Annotated in this window: 12 protein-coding genes, 2 tRNA genes and 2 pseudogenes; 7 read left to right on the top strand and 9 right to left on the bottom strand. The window is 44.3% G+C overall.

The window, feature by feature from the left end; translation table 11 throughout:
* Positions 1-2: 2 nt before the first annotated feature.
* From DWZ47_RS02690 to DWZ47_RS02675, 4 genes are all read right to left on the bottom strand, one after another.
* Positions 3-1,433: an AAA family ATPase gene (locus DWZ47_RS02690; protein WP_117512252.1), complete on the bottom strand. Its 1,431-nt coding sequence runs from the start codon at positions 1,431-1,433 to the stop codon at positions 3-5.
* Between the two features lie 207 nt (positions 1,434-1,640).
* A complete protein-coding gene (locus DWZ47_RS02685; RefSeq protein WP_117512251.1) occupies positions 1,641-2,813 on the bottom strand; it encodes a site-specific integrase in 1,173 nt (390 codons plus the stop codon).
* Positions 2,814-2,816: 3 nt separating this feature from the next.
* Positions 2,817-3,950 carry a site-specific integrase gene (locus DWZ47_RS02680; protein WP_117512250.1) on the bottom strand — a complete coding sequence of 378 codons (1,134 nt, stop codon included), beginning with the start codon at positions 3,948-3,950 and terminating at the stop codon, positions 2,817-2,819.
* 255 nt (positions 3,951-4,205) lie between these two features.
* Complete coding sequence (locus DWZ47_RS02675) at positions 4,206-4,649, bottom strand: hypothetical protein (protein WP_004306378.1); 444 nt, start codon at positions 4,647-4,649, stop codon at positions 4,206-4,208.
* Between the two features lie 213 nt (positions 4,650-4,862).
* Between DWZ47_RS02675 and DWZ47_RS02670 the strand changes: the two are divergent.
* From DWZ47_RS02670 to DWZ47_RS02655, 4 genes and pseudogenes are all read left to right on the top strand, one after another.
* A pseudogene (locus DWZ47_RS02670) lies at positions 4,863-6,435 on the top strand (AAA family ATPase).
* A pseudogene (locus DWZ47_RS02665) lies at positions 6,404-7,837 on the top strand (VWA domain-containing protein). Before DWZ47_RS02670 ends, DWZ47_RS02665 begins: the two co-directional pseudogenes overlap by 32 nt.
* Positions 7,838-8,266: 429 nt before the next feature.
* Positions 8,267-8,353: transfer RNA gene (locus DWZ47_RS02660), tRNA-Ser, on the top strand.
* A gap of 65 nt (positions 8,354-8,418) precedes the next feature.
* Positions 8,419-8,493 (top strand) — tRNA-Glu (locus DWZ47_RS02655).
* Positions 8,494-8,518: 25 nt separating this feature from the next.
* Here DWZ47_RS02655 and DWZ47_RS02650 read toward each other — a convergent pair.
* A complete protein-coding gene (locus DWZ47_RS02650; protein WP_008647192.1) occupies positions 8,519-9,340 on the bottom strand; it encodes a DUF3845 domain-containing protein in 822 nt (273 codons plus the stop codon).
* 15 nt (positions 9,341-9,355) lie between these two features.
* On the opposite strand from DWZ47_RS02650, the gene DWZ47_RS02645 reads away from it, so the two are divergent.
* A complete protein-coding gene (locus DWZ47_RS02645; RefSeq protein ID WP_004306385.1) occupies positions 9,356-9,940 on the top strand; it encodes a Crp/Fnr family transcriptional regulator in 585 nt (194 codons plus the stop codon).
* 2 nt (positions 9,941-9,942) lie between these two features.
* On the opposite strand, the gene DWZ47_RS02640 is transcribed toward DWZ47_RS02645, so the two are convergent.
* From DWZ47_RS02640 to DWZ47_RS02630, 3 genes are all read right to left on the bottom strand, one after another.
* Positions 9,943-10,845 carry a helix-turn-helix domain-containing protein gene (locus tag DWZ47_RS02640; protein WP_032849042.1) on the bottom strand — a complete coding sequence of 301 codons (903 nt, stop codon included), beginning with the start codon at positions 10,843-10,845 and terminating at the stop codon, positions 9,943-9,945.
* Positions 10,846-10,938: 93 nt separating this feature from the next.
* Positions 10,939-12,681 (bottom strand): bifunctional metallophosphatase/5'-nucleotidase, encoded by a 1,743-nt coding sequence (locus DWZ47_RS02635; RefSeq protein ID WP_117512249.1) that lies wholly within the window; start codon positions 12,679-12,681, stop codon positions 10,939-10,941.
* Entirely contained in the window at positions 12,678-14,606 is a 1,929-nt protein-coding gene (locus DWZ47_RS02630) for a sensor histidine kinase (RefSeq protein ID WP_004306388.1), read from the bottom strand. Before DWZ47_RS02630 ends, DWZ47_RS02635 begins: the two co-directional genes overlap by 4 nt.
* A gap of 118 nt (positions 14,607-14,724) precedes the next feature.
* Between DWZ47_RS02630 and DWZ47_RS02625 the strand changes: the two genes are divergently transcribed.
* Positions 14,725-16,857, top strand: coding sequence for a Tex family protein (locus DWZ47_RS02625; protein WP_117512248.1), 2,133 nt, complete (start codon positions 14,725-14,727; stop codon positions 16,855-16,857).
* Here DWZ47_RS02625 and DWZ47_RS02620 read toward each other — a convergent pair.
* Entirely contained in the window at positions 16,829-17,725 is an 897-nt protein-coding gene (locus DWZ47_RS02620; protein ID WP_004308618.1) for a CPBP family intramembrane glutamic endopeptidase, read from the bottom strand. The two genes, DWZ47_RS02625 and DWZ47_RS02620, sit on opposite strands and share 29 nt — an antisense overlap.
* A gap of 103 nt (positions 17,726-17,828) precedes the next feature.
* On the opposite strand from DWZ47_RS02620, the gene DWZ47_RS02615 reads away from it, so the two are divergent.
* On the top strand, positions 17,829-18,878 hold the full coding sequence (locus DWZ47_RS02615) for a leucine-rich repeat domain-containing protein (RefSeq protein ID WP_117512352.1): 1,050 nt from the start codon (positions 17,829-17,831) through the stop codon (positions 18,876-18,878).
* The last annotated feature ends 401 nt before the right edge of the window (positions 18,879-19,279 follow it).

Below are 19,279 nucleotides of genomic sequence, written 5' to 3'. Positions count from 1 at the left end.
CGTCAGGAATTAAAAAGGTCATCCATCGTCACCTCGCTGTGGACAATGCTCTTGTTTTTGGCATTGGCCACACCATAGGTGGTTATAAAGGTATGAACCAAAGTCTTATTGATTTTCTCCAGCTCCTTGAACAAACCGGAGCGTTCGCGCAGACGGCGTTCGTATTCGGGTTTGATACGGTAAGTGTCAGTGCTGAATTTCATTTCACACAGATGTATAATCCTGTCTGCGCGTTCGATTATCATGTCTATCTGTCCGCCGGGCATTCCTGCTTCCTTGTCAGGCTTGACCTGCCATGTGGACAGGGATGTCGCCATGCCTTTTATACCCAATGCCGATTTTATCTGTTTGTGATGTTTCAGACAGATCAGTTCAAAGCTGTTCCCCATCCAGTCAAAGATGGTTCCTGAATTGATGTGGTTGCTCCACCATTCATCATCGTGGGAAAGGTTGTTTGCAAGAAACTTGAAATAAAACAGCGAAAAGAAATCCGTCAGCCTGTAAACGGCATCGCGGCGTTTGTTGCCGTATTGGAGCCATTTCTCAATCATGTCGGAACTTTCAAGATTCCTGATTGCCTTGGAAATATTGCTGCTTTTGGAGGGCAAAGACAGGAATATGTCCTTGTTTGTCATTCCTGATTCATGCTCGCTGAGTAACCGTACAATTGAAGTATACAGTTCCGCATTGTCAAAGAGGGCATTATAAAGTTCGTCAAACTCCAGTTTCAGAAGTGCGCCTTCATTGAAAAACAGCCGGTCGATATTTTGGGCCAGACTCAGTTCCGGGTCAAGAAGGCTGTAGTAAAATGGAACGCCGCCGAGTACCATATAGGTTTGAGTCAGTTGGTATCTGTCCCATTCAATGCCCCGTGTCGCAAGATAACGCTCCGTCTCATTCAAGGTGAATGGAGACAAATGCAGGTTGCAGGTAATCCTGGCATGAAGACCACCCTTGTTGGCGACAAGTTTGTCTTTCATCCATGAGGTTGCCGATCCCGTGGCGACAAGCATGATGTTCCGTTGCGACATGGCCCAGCCATTCCAGAAATTTTCAAGGGCGGACACAAATATGGACCTGCCGGAGTCCATCCAAGGCATTTCATCTATAAAGACCACTCTTTTGCGATTTGCCGGCAGGGACGAGAGGTATTCCTCAAGGGCATAGAATGCCTCGTCCCAATTTCCCAAGTGGGAGTATTTCTTTGGCGAATAACTGTTCAGGGTATTCAGAAAATTGTTCAGTTGCCTGCGGGTGGTCATGCCATGCGCACCGACATATTTGAAGTCAAACCGCTGGCCGAAGAACTCTTCAATCAGGAATGTTTTCCCGATACGCCGCCTGCCATAGACTATGACCAGTTCAGACCTGTCGGAATGGAGGCATCTTTTCAACTCCTCGTATTCCTTGTTGCGACCTATAAGTTTATCCATATATCCTTGGTTTTTGTGCAAATTTACTAATTGGTTATGGTTTCCACAAAACAAAATACCTTAAAACTGAATTTATGTCACAAAATAACGAAGATAAGTTCGGATTTATGGCAATACCCTTGTTGTTTTCCCTATGAAACATATTAATGTGCCAACTCAATAGACTTTATCTGTGTTTCCGTGATAGATAAAGTCAATCGTATAGAATCATTCTTGTCCGGATTCCATCTTTTCAAACATCTTGTCCACCATATTGACGGCCTCGATTTTCTTGCTGTCAACGATTTTCGCATATATCTGCGTGGTGCGCACATCGGCGTGTCCCATCAGCTTGCAGGTGGTATAAAGGTCTGCCCCCACGGTCATCATCATCGTTCCGAAGGTGTGCCGGCTTGTGTGGTAGGTGATTTTCTTTTCAATACCCGCTTTTTCCACCCATTGCCTGAGGATTTTATTGGTGGTCGGACGCGACGGAAGTTCCGCGAAAACAAGCGTCTCGTCATTCTCATCCGCTTTCCGCTCAGGCAGCCACTTGACGGCATTTTGCGAGAACGGCGTATAAATGGGAGTGGATGTCTTCTGCTGCACGGTGGCAATCATGTACCTGCCGTCATTGCATATAATGTCTTTCCAACGGAGGGTTTCCATATCGCTCAGACGAAGTCCGCAATAACACGAAAACAGATACGCCTGCTTTACCGTCATATTACGACATTCGGTAGCAATGAGAAGTTTCACTTCCTCGATGGCAAGGAACTGGCGTTTCGATTCCGGTTTCTTGACACGTTCCGAAGCAGAGAGTAACATGAACGGATTTTCACCCAGCCACTCCGCACGGACTGCGGCATTCAGGGCGATAGAGAGCTGGGAGATATAGGCCACGACCGTTCCCTGTTCAAGCGGCTTTCCTTGTCTGCCTGTATAAGTGTGCTGGATCCAGTCTATGAAACCGAGTGCCCATTTCTTGTCAATGTCACCCATCCGGGTATTTTTGCCGTATCGGTTGATGACCTTTATAATACTTCTCAATTTGTCGATACGCTTGATACCCTTACGCTCCTGATTGGAATAGAATTTTTCCAGCCAGTCCGCCAGCGTCAGTTTCTGCCATGCGGATTTGCTCTTGATTCCGGCTCTGGAATTGGTAATCTCGATGATGCGTTGGGATTTGATGGTCTCGACCGCCTCACGGGTGGCACGGTTCTGCTCCCTGACCCTCGCGTTGACTTCCGGCAGGTGGTACATCTTCAGGAACTCATAACTCCGCTTGCCGTTGACATAGATGTCAAGGTAGTACGATTCAGAACCGTCGGCAAGTTTCTTTGTGCGTACCCTTACCGGCTCTTTCAGCTTGTTGGGTTTCTTGTTTGTTGCTGCCATGTCTTAAAATACTTTATCTATCAGTGAAACGGCCTCTTCTTTTTTCCTGTCAACGATTTTCGCATAGACTTGCGTGGGGCGCACGTCGGCATGTCCCATCATCTTGCTGGCGGTATAAAGGTCAACACCGGCGGTTATCAGCATCGTGCCGTAGGTATGGCGGCTCAGATGGAAATGAAGGTGTCTTTCCAGTCCGGCCAGTTCAGCCCATTTACGCAGATGCTTGTGCAGTACGGTATGTGACGGCAGGGAGAATACCGATGACTCCGGTTCTCCACGTTCCGGAAGCCATGTTAACGCTTTTGCCGGAAGCGGGAGCGATATGGGTTTGGAATTTTTCTGCATCACCACCGACACAAAATGCCGTCCTCCATTGACGGATATGTCGCTCCAGCGCAAATCCGTAACGTCACCCACACGTAACCCGCAATAGCAGGCAAACAGGAATGCCTTGCGTATATTCTCCTTTATATAAGGGGTGTCCTCCAACTTACGGACTTCATCAAGGGTCAGAAACTCACGCTTGCTCTCCGGTCTCGCTATCTTTTCCTGGAAACTCAACAGCTTCCAGGGATTGTTCTTTATATATCCCTTTTGCCATGCTGCGGACAGGATGATGCCAAGAATCCAGAAACAGGAACAGGCGGTGGCTTGGGCAAGCGGCTTTCCCTGCGGGGTGAGAGGTTCGGATTGCAGCCACTCGGCATAGTCGGTACAGAATTTCTTGTCCATGTCACAAAGCCTTGCACCGGGATGGAACTTCTCAAACTTGATGCGTGATGCCCTTAAATGCCGGTATGTGGGCTGTCCCCGTTGTTTGTATTCCTCTATCAGCAAGCCGATGAAGTCGGACAGCAGCATCTTTGATTTGTCTTTCGACGCTTCCTCCTGTACCTTGCCATCAATCATATCTTCGGTCTTGGCGAGAATAATATCCTCCGCCTGACGGAGTGTCTTCGCGTTCTCGCGTTTCGCCTTGACGGAGGTTTCCGGCACAAGATACAATTTCAGGAACTCGTATTCGTGCTTGCCGTCAACCGTGCGGTCTATAAAAAGGGACTCACGACCGTCCGTAAGTTTCCTCCTTCGTAACTTGAACGGACTTTTGTCTACTTTTGATTGCTTTTTTCTACCCATTGTACTCCAGCATTTTATATTCTGATGCAAAGATAGAAAATAGGTTTGATATAAGTATCAAAACAGGTAACAAAAATAATTCAAATATGGGTATAAATGGAGTTTTACAGGAATAGATGAGAAAATAGGTGTATTTTTATAACACACAGATATACAATAACATATATTCGTATTTATGGAAATATTATGCTTTTATTTCTCTTTGATTATAGGTATTTATTCTTTTCTCTCTGTTTCTTTCCGTTTTATCTTTCATCATTTCCCCTGAAACTCCACAAAGTTATTTCGTCCGTCCAGATAACCGCTTAACCTGTTTCCACCGATGTACACATCATCCAAGTATGAAACATCATTCGGTCCGTATGACATACGAATGGAAGTCTGCGCATAATTCTCCCAGCTCCAACGGAAATTATATTCATACTGCTCTACTGTCCCGTTAGGATATTCCACCCGTATATAGTCAATTCCCGTACGATCTAAAAAGAAATCCAGTTCCTGACGGCAATAGTTACCGTCCATGTCCCGGTAGAAACTAACCCAGGTACGGCTACACAAATCAGCCGAACGATTATAGTATCCTGCACCATTATTATCATCATCATAGAAACTGTCTATTTCCACTTCGCAAGAGGTAAAACTTACCATCAATATAGCCATCAAAGCCAAACCGAAGTATTTAAATGTGTTCGTTTTCATATTCCTTTATTTTTAACGGTTCTCTAATTATTATCTATCATTTATCTTTCGATAGAACAAAAGTAGAGAATGAATTTTCCTTATGAAACTGAAAACTCCTACTTATCGGGAGGAAATTGCCTAAATCTAGGGGTAAATCCCCCCAATGAAGTCTATTTCAAAGAATTCTTGTATCTTTGCCTCCTGCTAACAACACATGAAATCATCTGTCGCATGAAGTCAATCAAATCCCATATCACCCAACTGCTGAAATCCCTCAATGAGGGAGTATTCGAAAAAGAACATACCATCGCACTCTCCCTATTATCTGCCATGGCAGGTGAAAGTATCTTTCTATTGGGCCCTCCGGGAGTAGCCAAGAGCTTAGTGGCGCGCAGGCTCAAACTGGCTTTTAAAGATGCGGATGCTTTTGAATATCTGATGTCTCGTTTCAGTACACCGGATGAAATATTCGGCCCCGTCTCCATCTCAAAATTGAAAGATGAAGATACATACGAACGTATTACAAAAGGATACTTGCCGACAGCATCGATTGTCTTCCTGGATGAAATATGGAAAGCCGGTCCTGCTATCCAAAATTCTCTTTTGACAGTAATCAATGAGATATATCGCAACGGACAATTTACGGTGCGTGTTCCTCTGAAAGCGCTGATTGCCGCGTCCAACGAACTACCCGCAAAAGGTGAAGGACTGGAAGCCCTATACGACCGTTTCCTGATCCGCCAGTTTGTCGGATGCATTGAACAGGAATATGCTTTCGACCAGATGATTTCTTCTACACGGGAAGTAGAACCTGAAATCCCGGCAAAACTCCAGGTAGACGATGAATTATACAATCAAATACAAGCTGAAAGTGAGAAAGTAGGTATCCACTATACCATCTTCGAGCTGATTCACAATATCAAACGAGAAATCGAACAATATAATACAGGGCGGGATGAAAACACCCCTCCGATCTATATATCCGACCGCCGTTGGAAAAAAAATAGTAGGTCTGCTCCGCACCTCGGCCTATCTGAACGAATCTCCGGGAATTCACTTCTCCGACTGCTTGCTGATGAGTGCCTGTCTGTGGGATGAAGTTTCGCAGCTCCCCATCATCGAAAACATAGTGGAACAGTCGATTGCACGGGGAATCAATACATATTTATTGGGAGAAAAACGACTGGAACAGAAACTGGATACGCTGAAAGAAAACATGAAGTCCGAACACAGCCTACGGGAACTTAGCGATCCGGGAATCCAGGTAGTAGATACCTTCTATCATCGCATAGAAGGTTACCACATTGCCGGAAATTTACTCATCTTTGCTTCGGACTACCAGTCTTTGAGGAAAGACAGTAACCGATTGTTTTATATTCAGCAGGATAAATTCCGTCCGGTCAACAAAATCCTGAAAGCTTATGATTTTGTAAAGAACAGAAATATCGCACAAAAGAATATTTATTCCCTCCGAAAAGGGAAACGATCCGTTTTCGTCAACAATCAAGAGTATCCACTACTATGTTATGATAATTGCGAACCTTTGCCAACACAGCAGGGCGACAGCACTCCGTTCGAATTTACATTGCAGGAAGTGATAGATTTACTTCACCAAATGGAGGTAGAATATAAAACAATCTCCGAGCGGGAAACAGCATATACAAAGGAACATCTTTTCTTAAGCTCATCGCAAAAAAGCAAGATTAAGCGAATCTTAGGGGAGACTGCACATATCATAGAGAATTACCGGAACGAACTTCGTATCATCGCTCATGCCCATAAACAAGAGAACAGAGAGTATTAGGCTCAAACACCTGCAAGACATTTATTACGAAAAATTGCAGGGAATAGCCTATGATGTGTATGACGAACAACTACACAATCTGATTATCCGTCCCGAAGAACTGGATGCGGACATTCACCTGTATTTTCGTCACACACAACCCTCCCTGCAAGATTTCTACTCCCGTTATGCATCGCAATGGGAATACTTTCATGAAATGAATGAAGCATCGGACGCAAAGTTTCTTTAATTCCTGAAAAACAGCGCATACCCCTTCTCCATGAAATATCACCTGGTAGACCTCAACGTAAAATACTACCTCCAACGTTTTAATGCAATCAGCCCGCGTTCCAAAGAATGGAAAGCGTTGCGGACTCTTTTTTTCGACAAGTGGCATACGCTACTCTCGAACAATGAGTTCAACTATCAGATGGAACATATCGAGCAACTCTGTGAGGATTTCTACCGTATTCAACTGGCATTAGCCAAAAATCTTCCGGTACGCGGTGGCTCACGCCTCGTCTGGCTACTTCGCAATCATAAACAGATAGCGGAACAGATTTTAGAATACGAAGAAACGATCAAACGAAATCCCGTTATCCGCGAACTGGTAGAAATATTAGGCAAAAAACACCAAAGTAGCCGGAAACGTTTCAAAATGACCGCAGGTATTCACCGGGAACAAATTATATCTCATGCCACCCGAAGTGATATTGCAGGCATTTGTGAAGGAAACGATTTGAATAGTCTTCTCCCTCTGGAATATTGTTATCTGGCGGAAAAGAACCTGCAACCCATATTTTTCGAGCGTTTCATAGAGAAGAGACTACAAGTCATCGATTATCAATCGCACGAGAAACAAACCATCAATGATAAGAAAACAGTAGGAAATGAAGTTTCCGAAGAAGCTGAAGGCCCTTTCATCGTTTGCCTGGACACTTCCGGTTCTATGGCAGGCGAACGGGAAAGAATCGCAAAATCTACTCTACTTGCCATTGCCGAATTGACAGAAGTACAACATCGGAAATGTTACGTCATCCTCTTCTCCGATGATATCGAGTGTATTGAAATAACCGATTTAGGGAGTAGTTTCGATCGCCTTGTCGATTTTCTAAGCCAATCTTTTCATGGTGGCACAGATATGGAACCAGTCATCACACATGCTTTGCGAAAGATCAGCGAAGAAGGATATATGGAAGCAGACATCATCACCGTATCGGATTTTGAGATGCGTCCAGTCGATAAACTACTATCCCAGTCCATAGAACATGCAAAAGCAAAACAGACAAAGATGTATGCCATTTCTTTAGGAGGCAAAAGTGCCGAGACCAGTTATCTGAAATTATGTGATAAATATTGGGAATATAGTGTTCAAAACGCTGAAAGTCTTAATAAAAATAGAATTGAAGAATCAAATATTTAATCAATGTTATAAAACATCTCTTTTTTCTTGTTTTATTTGCAAATTCGACAGAAGTCCGTATATTTGTACTGTGTTTTTCATAGTATTAGATTTAAGGTTAACAAAAGATTGGCTGTCTGGGATAGATAGCCTTTTTTTTATGTCCTTTTCTCACGTCAAATATACCGTCACTATCCCATCCGGATGTTTACCCTATCCCATGAAGATACCGTCACTATAATAAGCGGATAGCGTCAATATGTTTCAAGTTCCCATTCCATCGATAAAAATTAAAAGCTTTCGAAAAAAATTTCTTCCGTTTAACATTTGAAACATAGCAGGTTATCTCATTTCACAAAAAGCAGGTAAAAAAAATCTTGCTAAAAGATTTGCGTAGTCCAAAAGTTCCCCCTATATTTGCACCGCATTTGAGAGAGAATGCGGGTTCAAGGAAGTTTGGGTGAGTGGCTGAAACCACCAGTTTGCTAAACTGACGTACTCGTAAGGGTACCGGGGGTTCGAATCCCCCAGCTTCCGCAAAATCTCAAAATAAAAAGAGCTAAGTTTTATAGACTTGGCTCTTTTTAAATCTATCAAACTCCGGTGGGTTCGTCTAACGGTTAGGACACATGCCTCTCACGCATGTAATACGAGTTCGATTCTCGTACCCACTACCAAAGAAAAAGAGGAAATGTAGTTAAACTACATTTCCTCTTTTTCTTTATAGATCTCGAAGTAAGATTCCTTATCAATCCTCAACCGGACTCTATCCTCCCTTTTCTGCCCTGCCAGATTCACAAACAGATTGAAATACAGTTGGCTGAAAGAAAGGTTGGAACGATCATAAGTAATATCAAACGTCCAGGTTCTACGAAAAGAATCGAACGTAGCATACGATTGCTCACCCCCTTTACACATAAACACTTCCGGGAAAGACGTAGGAGGATAAGGCTGGAATAAACCCGCTAATTGAGCATAAATATAGTCAATCATCCATTCGTCTCCTGTTAAAGTCAATTCTCCCTTTAAACGGAGCTTGATGGCATAACTGGCAGTCACGTCGGACGAAGTATAAACAGGAACCTGGCTTTCTGCCGGATAGTTGCCGTCTTTATATCCAAGACTCATCGTTAGTTTGGATAGACCGACACCATTAAAGCCACTCACCTCCTGATCTGCCAACCGGTTTTTCAGACTGACCATGAATGTCAGTTTACCAAGCGTCGGATCACCCGGATATTGCGCAAGCGTGTCCAGCACATAATCTTCGGTATTGTAACTACGGGTTATTAAATCACCCTTTCCAGCCTCCAAAGCCGGACCGCCTCTTTCCACATCCACGTTGCCAACCGGATAATAAATAGCATCATTATCCCTTACGCAACCACTCAAACAGAACAGCAACACTGCCAAACCTATTATCTTATTCATTATCATCTTACCTCTTGATTTTGCGGACAAAGATACATCTTTTTTATACCACACTTGATTTATGTCAACCGTTTTTAGTATTTTTGCACACATCAAGACAGAAAAGACATGGATACATTATTAAGAGAGACTGTAAATGCTGTTGTAAATTCCCGCTTTCCGGAAATGAGTATAGAAGGAAGACGACAGATAGAAAGTATACTGATTCGTGAAGAATTTCCCAAAGGAGCAATAGCGCTGAATGAAGGAGAAGTAGCTCATGAAATCGTATTTGTCGGCAAAGGGATGCTTAGGCAGTACTATTACAAGAATGGGAAAGACGTGACCGAACATTTCTCATACGAAGGATGTATCGTGATGTGCATTGAGAGTTTTCTGAAACAAGTACCCACCCGGCTAATCGTGGAAACCCTCGAACCTTCCATTATCTACCTGTTCCCTCGCGACATGATACAAAAATTGGCAAAAGAGAACTGGGAAATCAATATGTTCTACCAAAAAATACTGGAATACTCCTTGATTGTGTCACAGATTAAAGCAGACTCCTGGCGCTTTGAATCCGCCCGCGAACGCTATAACCTCCTGCTCGAAACACATCCGGAAATTATCAAACGTGCACCTCTGGCACACATCGCCTCTTATCTTTTGATGACACCGGAAACACTAAGCCGTGTGCGCTCCGGTGTTCTATGATTTTAGCGGCTTTTCCGGTATTCTTTAGGAGACATACCAGTGTAATGCTTGAAATACTTTCCAAAGAACGACTGGTTGGCAAAATTCAACCGGTCGGCAATTTCTTGGATATTCATGCTTGAAGAATTCAGAAGCGCTTTCGCCTCCAGAATCACCAGTTCGTCGATCCACTCTCCCACCGTTTTTCCGCTGACCTCTTTCACCACCCCCGAAAGATGCTTCGGCGTCAGACACAACTGGTCAGCATAGAATTTCACGCTCCGTTCAGACTGGTAAGACTCCACTAAAGACTCATAAAAACGTTCGAAAATATATTCTTTCCGGCTTTTATTTTTCATGGTAGTAGCATTGGCTGGCGCATGATTGGTAAAGATATTACAAAGTTCAAAAAAGAACCCTTGCATCAAGCCCATTACCACTTCTTTACGATATAAAGCCTCCTTATTCTTCAACCGTTTTCTGATAAATGCATGATATTCCTTCACAGTCTCCTGCTCCTGCGGTGTAAGATTAAAACACGGGTAATCTTTCAGATAAAAGAATAAGGAAAGCACATTACTGATCTTAGGCAATGTCTCCAACAAGTTCTTCGACACAGCAAAGAATATCGCTTTAAAGTCGGAACTGAAACACCGCTGTTCGACAATCTGATTAGGCAGCGCGATCACCATTAATCCGGGGAACAGTTGGAACTCACGTAAACTAATATTAAAAGTACCAGTACCTTCCAGGCAAAGACCTACCGTCAACACCTCCAGTTTAGTCGGTCCATTATACAACGATATAACGCTCTCCGTATCGAAGAGCGCTATATCATTATCAACAACATCAATGTTGCCAGAATCTATATGTTTAGAATGAACTACCGAAGAAATACCTACTTTGGGAACATTTTGAATATACATACTCTCTCTTTTTTGCGACAAATATACCAGCATTTAATCAGATATACAAGCCGTTCAAGAGTATTATCAGACATAATGAACACTTTTAGTTACTTATTGAACAGACCGGAATAAATATTCAGAATCACGTTGAGCAGCCGGCACTGTCCATTTCTCCGGAACAAACTTCCACTGATTCAGGGCTTTGGGGTTCATCGTACCTTTCTTTTCGATATAATTCATCAAATAGAAACGAAGATCTTTATCTGTAGAGAAAATTATGCGGTCCTTCAAATCCTCCTGCGGAATACCCGATCCTTTCGTCAACAGTTCTCCACCACCATTACCACGATAAGAATTTAAGGCCACTTTATATATCTTATCCATACGGAAAGGAGAACCGTCCGCCATACTCGTAATCGTAATCTTTTCTCCCTGCGGTTTTGTCACGTCCACCGTATAAATAATGCCGGAAGCCGAGTCAAAATTAAAGCTGAAGTTCTGGAAAGAAGCCCTGTCTTCCGCACCTTTCCGAGGTTTCTTCTTGAACCAGAGCAGATGATCTTCTGGTGACTTCATCCGGTTCGTCCACATATAATAAGACATCTCCAGAAAATCCTTAATCTCCTTTCCGGACAGAGTCATCACATACAGCATATTCTCATACTTATACAAGTTGAACATATCACTGACAAACACATCCCCTTTCTTTATCTCCGCATCAAACGAAAGCGGAGCGGCAAAAGAGATGTCAGCTCCGGTAATATCGAGCTGTAAAGTATGTATCAAATCAATAAAAGCAGAAGGACCGAAGAAAGCAGGATGAGTAGAGATACTCTCGGTAAAAGTACCGATCTTCTTGGATACAAACTTCTGCACCGTCTCATATTGCGGAGCAAAACGCTTCATGAAATCCTCGCTGATTCCGTAAGCTTCCGTTTCTGTCAACTCCCCTTTGATGTCCTTGCTCTGCACCTTTCCATCTTTCAGTTTCAAGGTCACATCGACATTAGACAATACAATTCCATTGCTGGCCGGATCGATAATCAACACCGAATCTCCGGCTACATTCATCACCTTCTTACATTCGCGGGCATGATCGTGCCCCATTAACACGATATCGAATCCCGGCACATTCTTCGCTACGTTAAGAGAAGCATTCTCATTGTATTTGCCCGACATTTTGAAAGCCTCCTGTCCGGCATGAAACAACCCGATCACCAAATCCGGATTCTCTTTTTCACGGATAATCTTCATCCATTTGCGTGCCGTCTCTTCCATATCGTCGAAACGCAAGCCTTTCCACAGATTTTCAGAAAGCCATGCAGGGATGGCAGGAGTAATCATACCCAATACCACAATCTTCACGCCATCACGTTCCAACACCTTATAAGGAGCCAGATGGGGTTTTCCCGTAGACGTATCAATGATGTTGGCACCCAACACAGGGAAGTCACAAGTGGCTATCCAACGGTCGAACACAGCACGTCCCGTTTCCACATCATGGTTCCCCATATTACCGGCATCATATTTCATGAAATTCATCATTTCCGAACAAAGATGAGGAGACACCGTATCTATATAATTATAGTAATAGGCAGTAGGCTGTCCCTGCAAAATATCACCATTATCCAGCAATATCAGATTCTCTTTATACTGTTCACGCTCTTTCTGCACGAAAGAATAAATACGTGCCAGACTACCCTTCCACTCGTGGCGGGTTATAAAATTGTAAGGATAATAATTACCATGTACGTCACTCGTTTCCACAATCTTCAGCTTCACCACCTTTTCCTGCGCCGCAACAGACAGTACGAGACAGAAAAGCAAGCCATAAATAAATCCTATTCGTTTCATTCTTTTTCTATATTTAGCGGATGCGAAAATACGAACCGCGCCCCACCGGTATAGTCAGGATCGATCCATATACTTCCTCTCCATTTATGCACAATCAATTTACAGATAGACAATCCCAATCCGGTTCCCTGGGCGTACTCATTCAGCTTTTCAAAACGCTCGAACACAAGTCCCTGTTTTTCTTTCGGGATACCGCATCCGGTATCCGTTACCGAGAAAATAGCCATTTGCTTTTCCTCATTCACAGAAAAGTCCAAGGTAATCTTCCCGCGTTTCGTAAATTTGTCGGCGTTGGACAGCAGATTAATGATTACCTGTTGCATACGCTGCACATCCGTCACCATCCGGAAAGTTTCAAAAGAAGTGGAAAACAAGAACTGATTGTCCGACGACTGCCGTGAAAAACTAACAGAGGCAACCACCTGACTACACAACTGCACCACATCACATTCCTCCCACGTCAAAGTCACCCGGTTCGCCTCCAGACGTGAAAGATCGAGAATATCATTAATCAGACGAAGCAACAAATCCGAATTGGTTTTGATAATCTTATAATAAGACTGCTGTTCATCCTCCGTGCTACCGCCCATTGCCAGTACATCCGAAAAGCCGACAATCGAGTTCAACGGCGTCCGTATCTCATGACTCATATTGGCAAGGAAAGCACTCTTCAGACGATTAGACTCTTCCGCCCTGTCTTTCGCTACACGCAAATCCTTCTCCGATTTCAGAAGCTCGTCTTTCAAACGTTTCGTACGGAAATAATAGAAAAGAGAGATACATAAGCCAAGTACCAGAATCACGAACAAAGCACAAGCAGACCATATCTGATAAGTATATTGCTGATAGAACGAAACCGGTTGGTTGACAAGCTGCACTTTAAAAGGCAACACGCTTGGGTGCAGCCCCCACTCTTTCACCTTCCGGCTATCCAATACCGCTTTAGAGCCAATGATCGAAAGATGCTTCCCCGTATCCTCCGGGTGCTGATCCATCCGTATGGACTCCATAGCCATTTCTCCTCCCACTTTCCGATAATCGGGCAGCACTCCTCCTATCGCCCAATATCCAAGGCTCACCGATGAAGGAGTAAAAGCCGGGATGGTAGGAGTAGCCTCCATCATGGCATACGTCGCATTCCGCATGAAATACCCCTCGTTCATATCCACACGCCACGTTCCCACCAGAATAACCGTATTTTCGGGCAGCTGTCTCAATTCCTCAACGATGGTATAAATAGAATGTCTCCGGCCGTCCATCAAAATCAAATCCAGATCGGGGAACTTCTTCATTTCTTTTCGTACCAACGCTTGCATAGTCACTCCGCCATAAGTATTGTCCGAGATAAAGGCAATGTGTTTCGTTTTCGGATAGAAAGCTTGAATCATGGAGATATTACCTTCTATATTATATTGATTGATAAATCCCGATTCCAGTTCGGGAATATCCAAATGATCTTCAAAGATATCGACAGATTCGGGCATCCAGCAATCAAGGTTTTCCACCGTATCTTTTGGCAATATCACCACATTACTACTGGCCAGACTGCACATCACCGGCACTTTCACCTGCATTTCATCCCTCTGCGACAAATAGGCAGCCCACGCTTCCTGTCCTAATAAAATAATTTGTGCCGGATGCTTTTCTCCCTGATATTTAGCCAGAATCTGCGTCATCATCGCGCTCCATAACGGAGCCTCCGAGAAACTTTTACAGTTCATGTTTTCGATGACAATGTCGCGCTGTCCTCCCAACTTACTATATTCATCCATATAATCGGAAATAGTGACCGAGGTTTGGTGTGCTGCCGGATTATAAGAGCAAATAATCAGAATAGGTTTCTTATCTTTAGAGACAGCCAATACTTCCGTTGACTGCAGAAGCCAAAGGAAACAGATAAAAAGATATCCAAGACGTCCCAGCATAATTATGCAGTTTTGATGTGTTAATTCATTAATTGAGTTGCAAATATAGTAAAACTTGTCGGGTTTAGCAGATTTATATGTATTTTTGTCGCTCATTTACTCTCAAAAAATACAAATTATGGAATTATTTCACAAGATGATTTCCGGTTTTCTGGGTATACCGGAAAGACAAATAAGTAGTACGCTCCATCTTTTGGGTGAAGGTGCTACGATTCCCTTCATCAGTCGTTACCGTAAAGAAGCCACCGACGGACTGGATGAAGTGCAGATAGAGCAAATAAAAGAGCAACACGATAAGTTGTGCGACATAGCCAAACGGAAAGAAACGATTCTCGGCACCATCAACGAGCAGGGAAAACTGACTGCCGAACTGGAGAAACGTATCAACGACACCTGGAATCCGACGGAACTGGAAGACATTTATCTTCCTTATAAACCCAAGCGGAAGACACGTGCTGAAGTAGCCCGCCAGAAAGGGTTGGAACCGCTTGCCACCATCCTGATGTTGCAAAGGGAAAACAATCTTAGTACCAAGGCTGCCTCCTTCGTGAAAGGAGACGTGAAAGATGTGGAAGATGCCCTGAAAGGCGCCCGTGACATCATTGCAGAGCAAGTGAACGAGGACGAACGTGCCCGCAACGCGGTACGTAATCAGTTCAGCCGCCAGGCAGAGATTAGTGCCAAAGTAGTGAAAGGAAAAGAGGAAGAAGCGGCAAAATACCGGGATTATTTCGATTTCTCCGAAGCACTGAAACGTTGCACGTCCCACCGCCTGTTGGCCATCCGCCGGGCAGAGTCGGAAGGCCTGCTAAAAGTATCCATCAATCCCGACGACGAGGCATGTATCGAACACCTGGAACGTCAGTTCGTACGTGGCAACAACGAGTGTAGCCAGCAGGTGGACGAAGCCACAGTCGATGCCTACAAGCGTCTGCTCAAGCCCTCCATCGAAACAGAATTTGCCGCTCAATCCAAAGAAAAAGCCGACGAGGAAGCCATCCGGGTATTCACCGAGAACCTCCGCCAACTTCTTCTCGCCCCTCCATTGGGACAAAAACGGGTGCTTGCCATCGACCCCGGATTCCGTACGGGATGTAAAGTTGTCTGCCTCGATGCACAAGGCAATCTGTTGCATAATGAGAATATCTATCCGCATCCTCCGGTGAACAAAACAGGAGAAGCTGCTTCCAAACTCCGCAAGATGATTGAGGCCTATCAGATAGAAGCCATCTCCATCGGCAACGGAACGGCAAGCCGTGAGACAGAAGATTTCATCAACAGCCAGAGCTTCGACCGTCAGATACCCGTGTTTGTAGTCAGTGAGCAGGGAGCTTCCATTTATTCGGCTTCGAAGATTGCCCGCGACGAGTTTCCCGATTATGACGTAACGGTGCGGGGAGCAGTCTCCATCGGCCGCCGCCTGATGGACCCGTTGGCAGAATTGGTGAAGATAGATCCTAAATCCATCGGTGTAGGTCAATACCAGCACGATGTAGACCAGACAAAACTGAAAAAAGCGCTCGATCAGACAGTAGAGAATTGCGTGAACCTGGTCGGTGTAAACCTGAATACGGCAAGCAGCCATCTATTGACTTATATCTCCGGACTGGGACCGCAACTGGCTCAAAACATCGTCAACTACCGGGCGGAAAACGGAGCTTTCGGTTCACGGAAAGAGTTGATGAAAGTTCCTCGCATGGGTGCCAAGGCTTTCGAACAGTGTGCCGGATTCCTCCGCATCCCCGGAGCAAAGAATCCGCTGGACAACACCGCCGTGCATCCGGAAAGCTACCACATCGTAGAGCAAATGGCCAAAGACCTGAAATGTACCATCGACGAACTGATAGCCGACAAGGAACTCCGCCGGAAGATTAACATCTCCGCCTACATCACACCTACCGTCGGTCTGCCCACCTTACAGGACATTCTGCAGGAACTCGACAAGCCGGGACGTGACCCGCGTAAGGCTATCAAAGTCTTCGAATTCGACAAGAACATGCGCACCATAGCCGATTTGCGCGAAGGAATGATTCTTCCGGGCATCGTAGGCAACATCACCAATTTCGGGGCGTTTGTCGATATAGGTATTAAGGAGAACGGACTGGTGCACCTCTCGCAATTAGCGGAACGGTTCATTTCCGATCCGACGGAAGTGGTATCCATCCATCAACACGTCATGGTCAGAGTGATGAATGTAGATTATGACCGGAAACGGATTCAGCTTAGTATGATCGGGGTACAGCAAGACTGATTGCTTCCCTTTTTTCTCCCCACCACACGATCAGAATCGTAAAAACAATCATAAGTACTGTGCAAATGAGCGAGCCTTCAAAACCGAAGGCTCCGCCATTCAGTACGTTTTCTTCGGGCATACGCAAAGTCAGCATGCTCGTCGTGAAATTATTTCCGCTCACCTGATAACCTAGAATCGGACCTTGAATCCAATTCCAGAAAAGATGAAGAGAGATAGGGAAACACAGATTCCGGGTATAAAGATAGGAAGCACCCAGCAACATACCGGCAAGTAAGAGATTAAGCATCGGTAGGAAAGCTATTTCCGGATTAAAGATATGCATAAACGCGAATAATGCCGACGAGATGAAGAGCGCCAGGAATTTATTCATATTAGTATGAAGCAGACGTCCGAGGATATAGCCGCGCATCAGAATTTCTTCAAACAACGCCACTAACAGGAAAAACACCCACGACCCCAATAAATCCAACGGCTTAAACTGAAAACCGGTGACTTCTATTTCTCCCAAAACAACAGAGATTCCGAAACCCAGCAAATAGAGCAAGATTGCCATCAGAAGTCCATACCACAGTCCACTGGCATGTCCTTTTAAAGAAAGTCCCAAATCAGAAAACGGACGACGTTCGAGACGAAGCAAGATTACGGCAGCAGTAAGAACAGCCAAAAGCATACTGGCCTCCACGAAAATATACCCTACTACTCCCGGATGACGAGCCTCCACTCCAAGAACCAACGACAAGCCTCCGCTGACCAGTGTCCCATACAATCCAATAAATATGAAAAGTACCACAATAAACAGCGGGATACATGCCCACACAGGAAGTCTTTTGGGTTCTTTCTTCCCATCTATGTTGTCTGCCTCCATTTTTACAATTTGTTAATCCGGCTACAAAATTAGATATAAAACATAAAAAAACATCATGTATTCTCTATTTTTCCTATATTTGTCAGAACAAATCTACAAAATTATGAAAATTAAACTACTATTGATAAGTTTCTTACTGGCCGCTAATGCATTAGGAGCCGCCGCCCAAGTGAGTAAGACGTATTATGTGAGTAAGCCCGGTACGCTGATTTCCATGATGACTGAAGAGGAAGCCAACAGTGTCACCCACCTCACACTGACCGGAAAACTGAATGCAGAGGACTTCCGGCATCTCCGTGACGAATTTGCCAATCTGAAAGTATTGGATATTTCGAACGCAGAAATCAAAATGTACAGCGGAAAAGCCGGTACTTATCCCAATGGAAAATTCTACATTTATATGCCGAACTTCATCCCTGCCTATGCTTTCTCGAATGTGGTAGGCGGAGTGACCAAAGGTAAAGCCACACTGGAAAAAGTGATCCTCTCCGAGAAAACGAAGAATATCGAAGATGCTGCTTTCAAAGGCTGTGAGAATCTGAAAATCTGTCAGATCCGGAAAAAGACAGCTCCCAACCTGCTGCCGGAAGCATTGGCAGACAGCGTTACCGCCATCTTCGTCCCTCTGGGCAGCAGCGACGCTTACCGCTACAAAGACAGATGGCAGAACTTTGCATTCATCGAAGGTGAACCGGTAGAGACAACTCTGCAAGTGGGGGCCATGGGCAAACTGGAAGAAGAGATTCTGAAAGCGGGACTGCAACCCAGAGACATCAACTTCCTGACCGTTGAAGGGAAACTGGATAACGCTGACTTCAAACTTATCCGTGATTATATGCCGAATCTCGTATCGGTTGATATTTCCAAGACGAATGCAACGGCTATCCCCGATTTCACTTTCTCGCAAAAGAAGTATCTGCTGAATATGAAATTACCTCATAACCTGAAATCAATCGGACAGCGTGTATTTAGTAATTGCGGTCGCCTGTGCGGCACGCTGGAATTACCGGCCAGTGTAACGGCTATCGAGTTCGGTGCTTTTATGGGATGCGATAATCTCCGCTATGTGTTGGCTACCGGAAATAAGATTACGACGCTGGGTGATAATTTGTTCGGGGAGGGAGTTCCGAGCAAGTTGGTTTATAAGAAATAGAAGAATTGAGGGCTGTCTAAAACTTCAACTTACTAAAAACAGCCCTTTTCTTATTTAAAAGCAACATGCTTTTGGCCAATTTTAAGCAGAATGAATATATTCATGATTATTTCACATATAGATTGTTTCCTCTTCCTAAAGCATAGCTTTTGCCCACCTAAAGCTAAGCTTCCCGTTCTCTAAAGCTATGCTTTTTACTTATACTAAAAGAAGTTTCACACTTCTCCTACAAAAAACTCATTTCTCTATTCTCCTTCACCTTTCTTCTGAACTCCTGATAAATAAGCTCTCTACGGGTGAAGGTAGAGTTTTTCATCATTACATTCATCGTATTGCATATGTAAGCGCCTCCGCGATTCTATATAGTGTATTAAAATAAAAAGGCTAATGATCCCTTTTTA

Source organism: Bacteroides sp. AF32-8BH (assembly GCF_003435205.1).
GTDB lineage: Bacteria > Bacteroidota > Bacteroidia > Bacteroidales > Bacteroidaceae > Bacteroides > Bacteroides ovatus.
The sequence above is the reverse complement of the archived record's forward strand: the minus strand, read 5'-3'. Positions and strand labels throughout refer to the sequence as shown.

What these genes read in the sequence shown, in the direction of transcription:
- DWZ47_RS02645 (WP_004306385.1), top strand. Translation starts at nt 9,356, where the DNA reads ATGGATACATTATTAAGAGAGACTGTAAATGCTGTTGTAAATTCCCGC.
- DWZ47_RS02630 (WP_004306388.1), bottom strand. Translation starts at nt 14,606, where the DNA reads ATGCTGGGACGTCTTGGATATCTTTTTATCTGTTTCCTTTGGCTTCTG.
- DWZ47_RS02690 (WP_117512252.1), bottom strand. Translation starts at nt 1,433, where the DNA reads ATGGATAAACTTATAGGTCGCAACAAGGAATACGAGGAGTTGAAAAGA.
- DWZ47_RS02640 (WP_032849042.1), bottom strand. Translation starts at nt 10,845, where the DNA reads ATGTATATTCAAAATGTTCCCAAAGTAGGTATTTCTTCGGTAGTTCAT.
- DWZ47_RS02675 (WP_004306378.1), bottom strand. Translation starts at nt 4,649, where the DNA reads ATGAAAACGAACACATTTAAATACTTCGGTTTGGCTTTGATGGCTATA.
- DWZ47_RS02620 (WP_004308618.1), bottom strand. Translation starts at nt 17,725, where the DNA reads ATGGAGGCAGACAACATAGATGGGAAGAAAGAACCCAAAAGACTTCCT.
- DWZ47_RS02635 (WP_117512249.1), bottom strand. Translation starts at nt 12,681, where the DNA reads ATGAAACGAATAGGATTTATTTATGGCTTGCTTTTCTGTCTCGTACTG.
- DWZ47_RS02615 (WP_117512352.1), top strand. Translation starts at nt 17,829, where the DNA reads ATGAAAATTAAACTACTATTGATAAGTTTCTTACTGGCCGCTAATGCA.
- DWZ47_RS02650 (WP_008647192.1), bottom strand. Translation starts at nt 9,340, where the DNA reads ATGTGTGCAAAAATACTAAAAACGGTTGACATAAATCAAGTGTGGTAT.
- DWZ47_RS02680 (WP_117512250.1), bottom strand. Translation starts at nt 3,950, where the DNA reads ATGGGTAGAAAAAAGCAATCAAAAGTAGACAAAAGTCCGTTCAAGTTA.
- DWZ47_RS02625 (WP_117512248.1), top strand. Translation starts at nt 14,725, where the DNA reads ATGGAATTATTTCACAAGATGATTTCCGGTTTTCTGGGTATACCGGAA.
- DWZ47_RS02685 (WP_117512251.1), bottom strand. Translation starts at nt 2,813, where the DNA reads ATGGCAGCAACAAACAAGAAACCCAACAAGCTGAAAGAGCCGGTAAGG.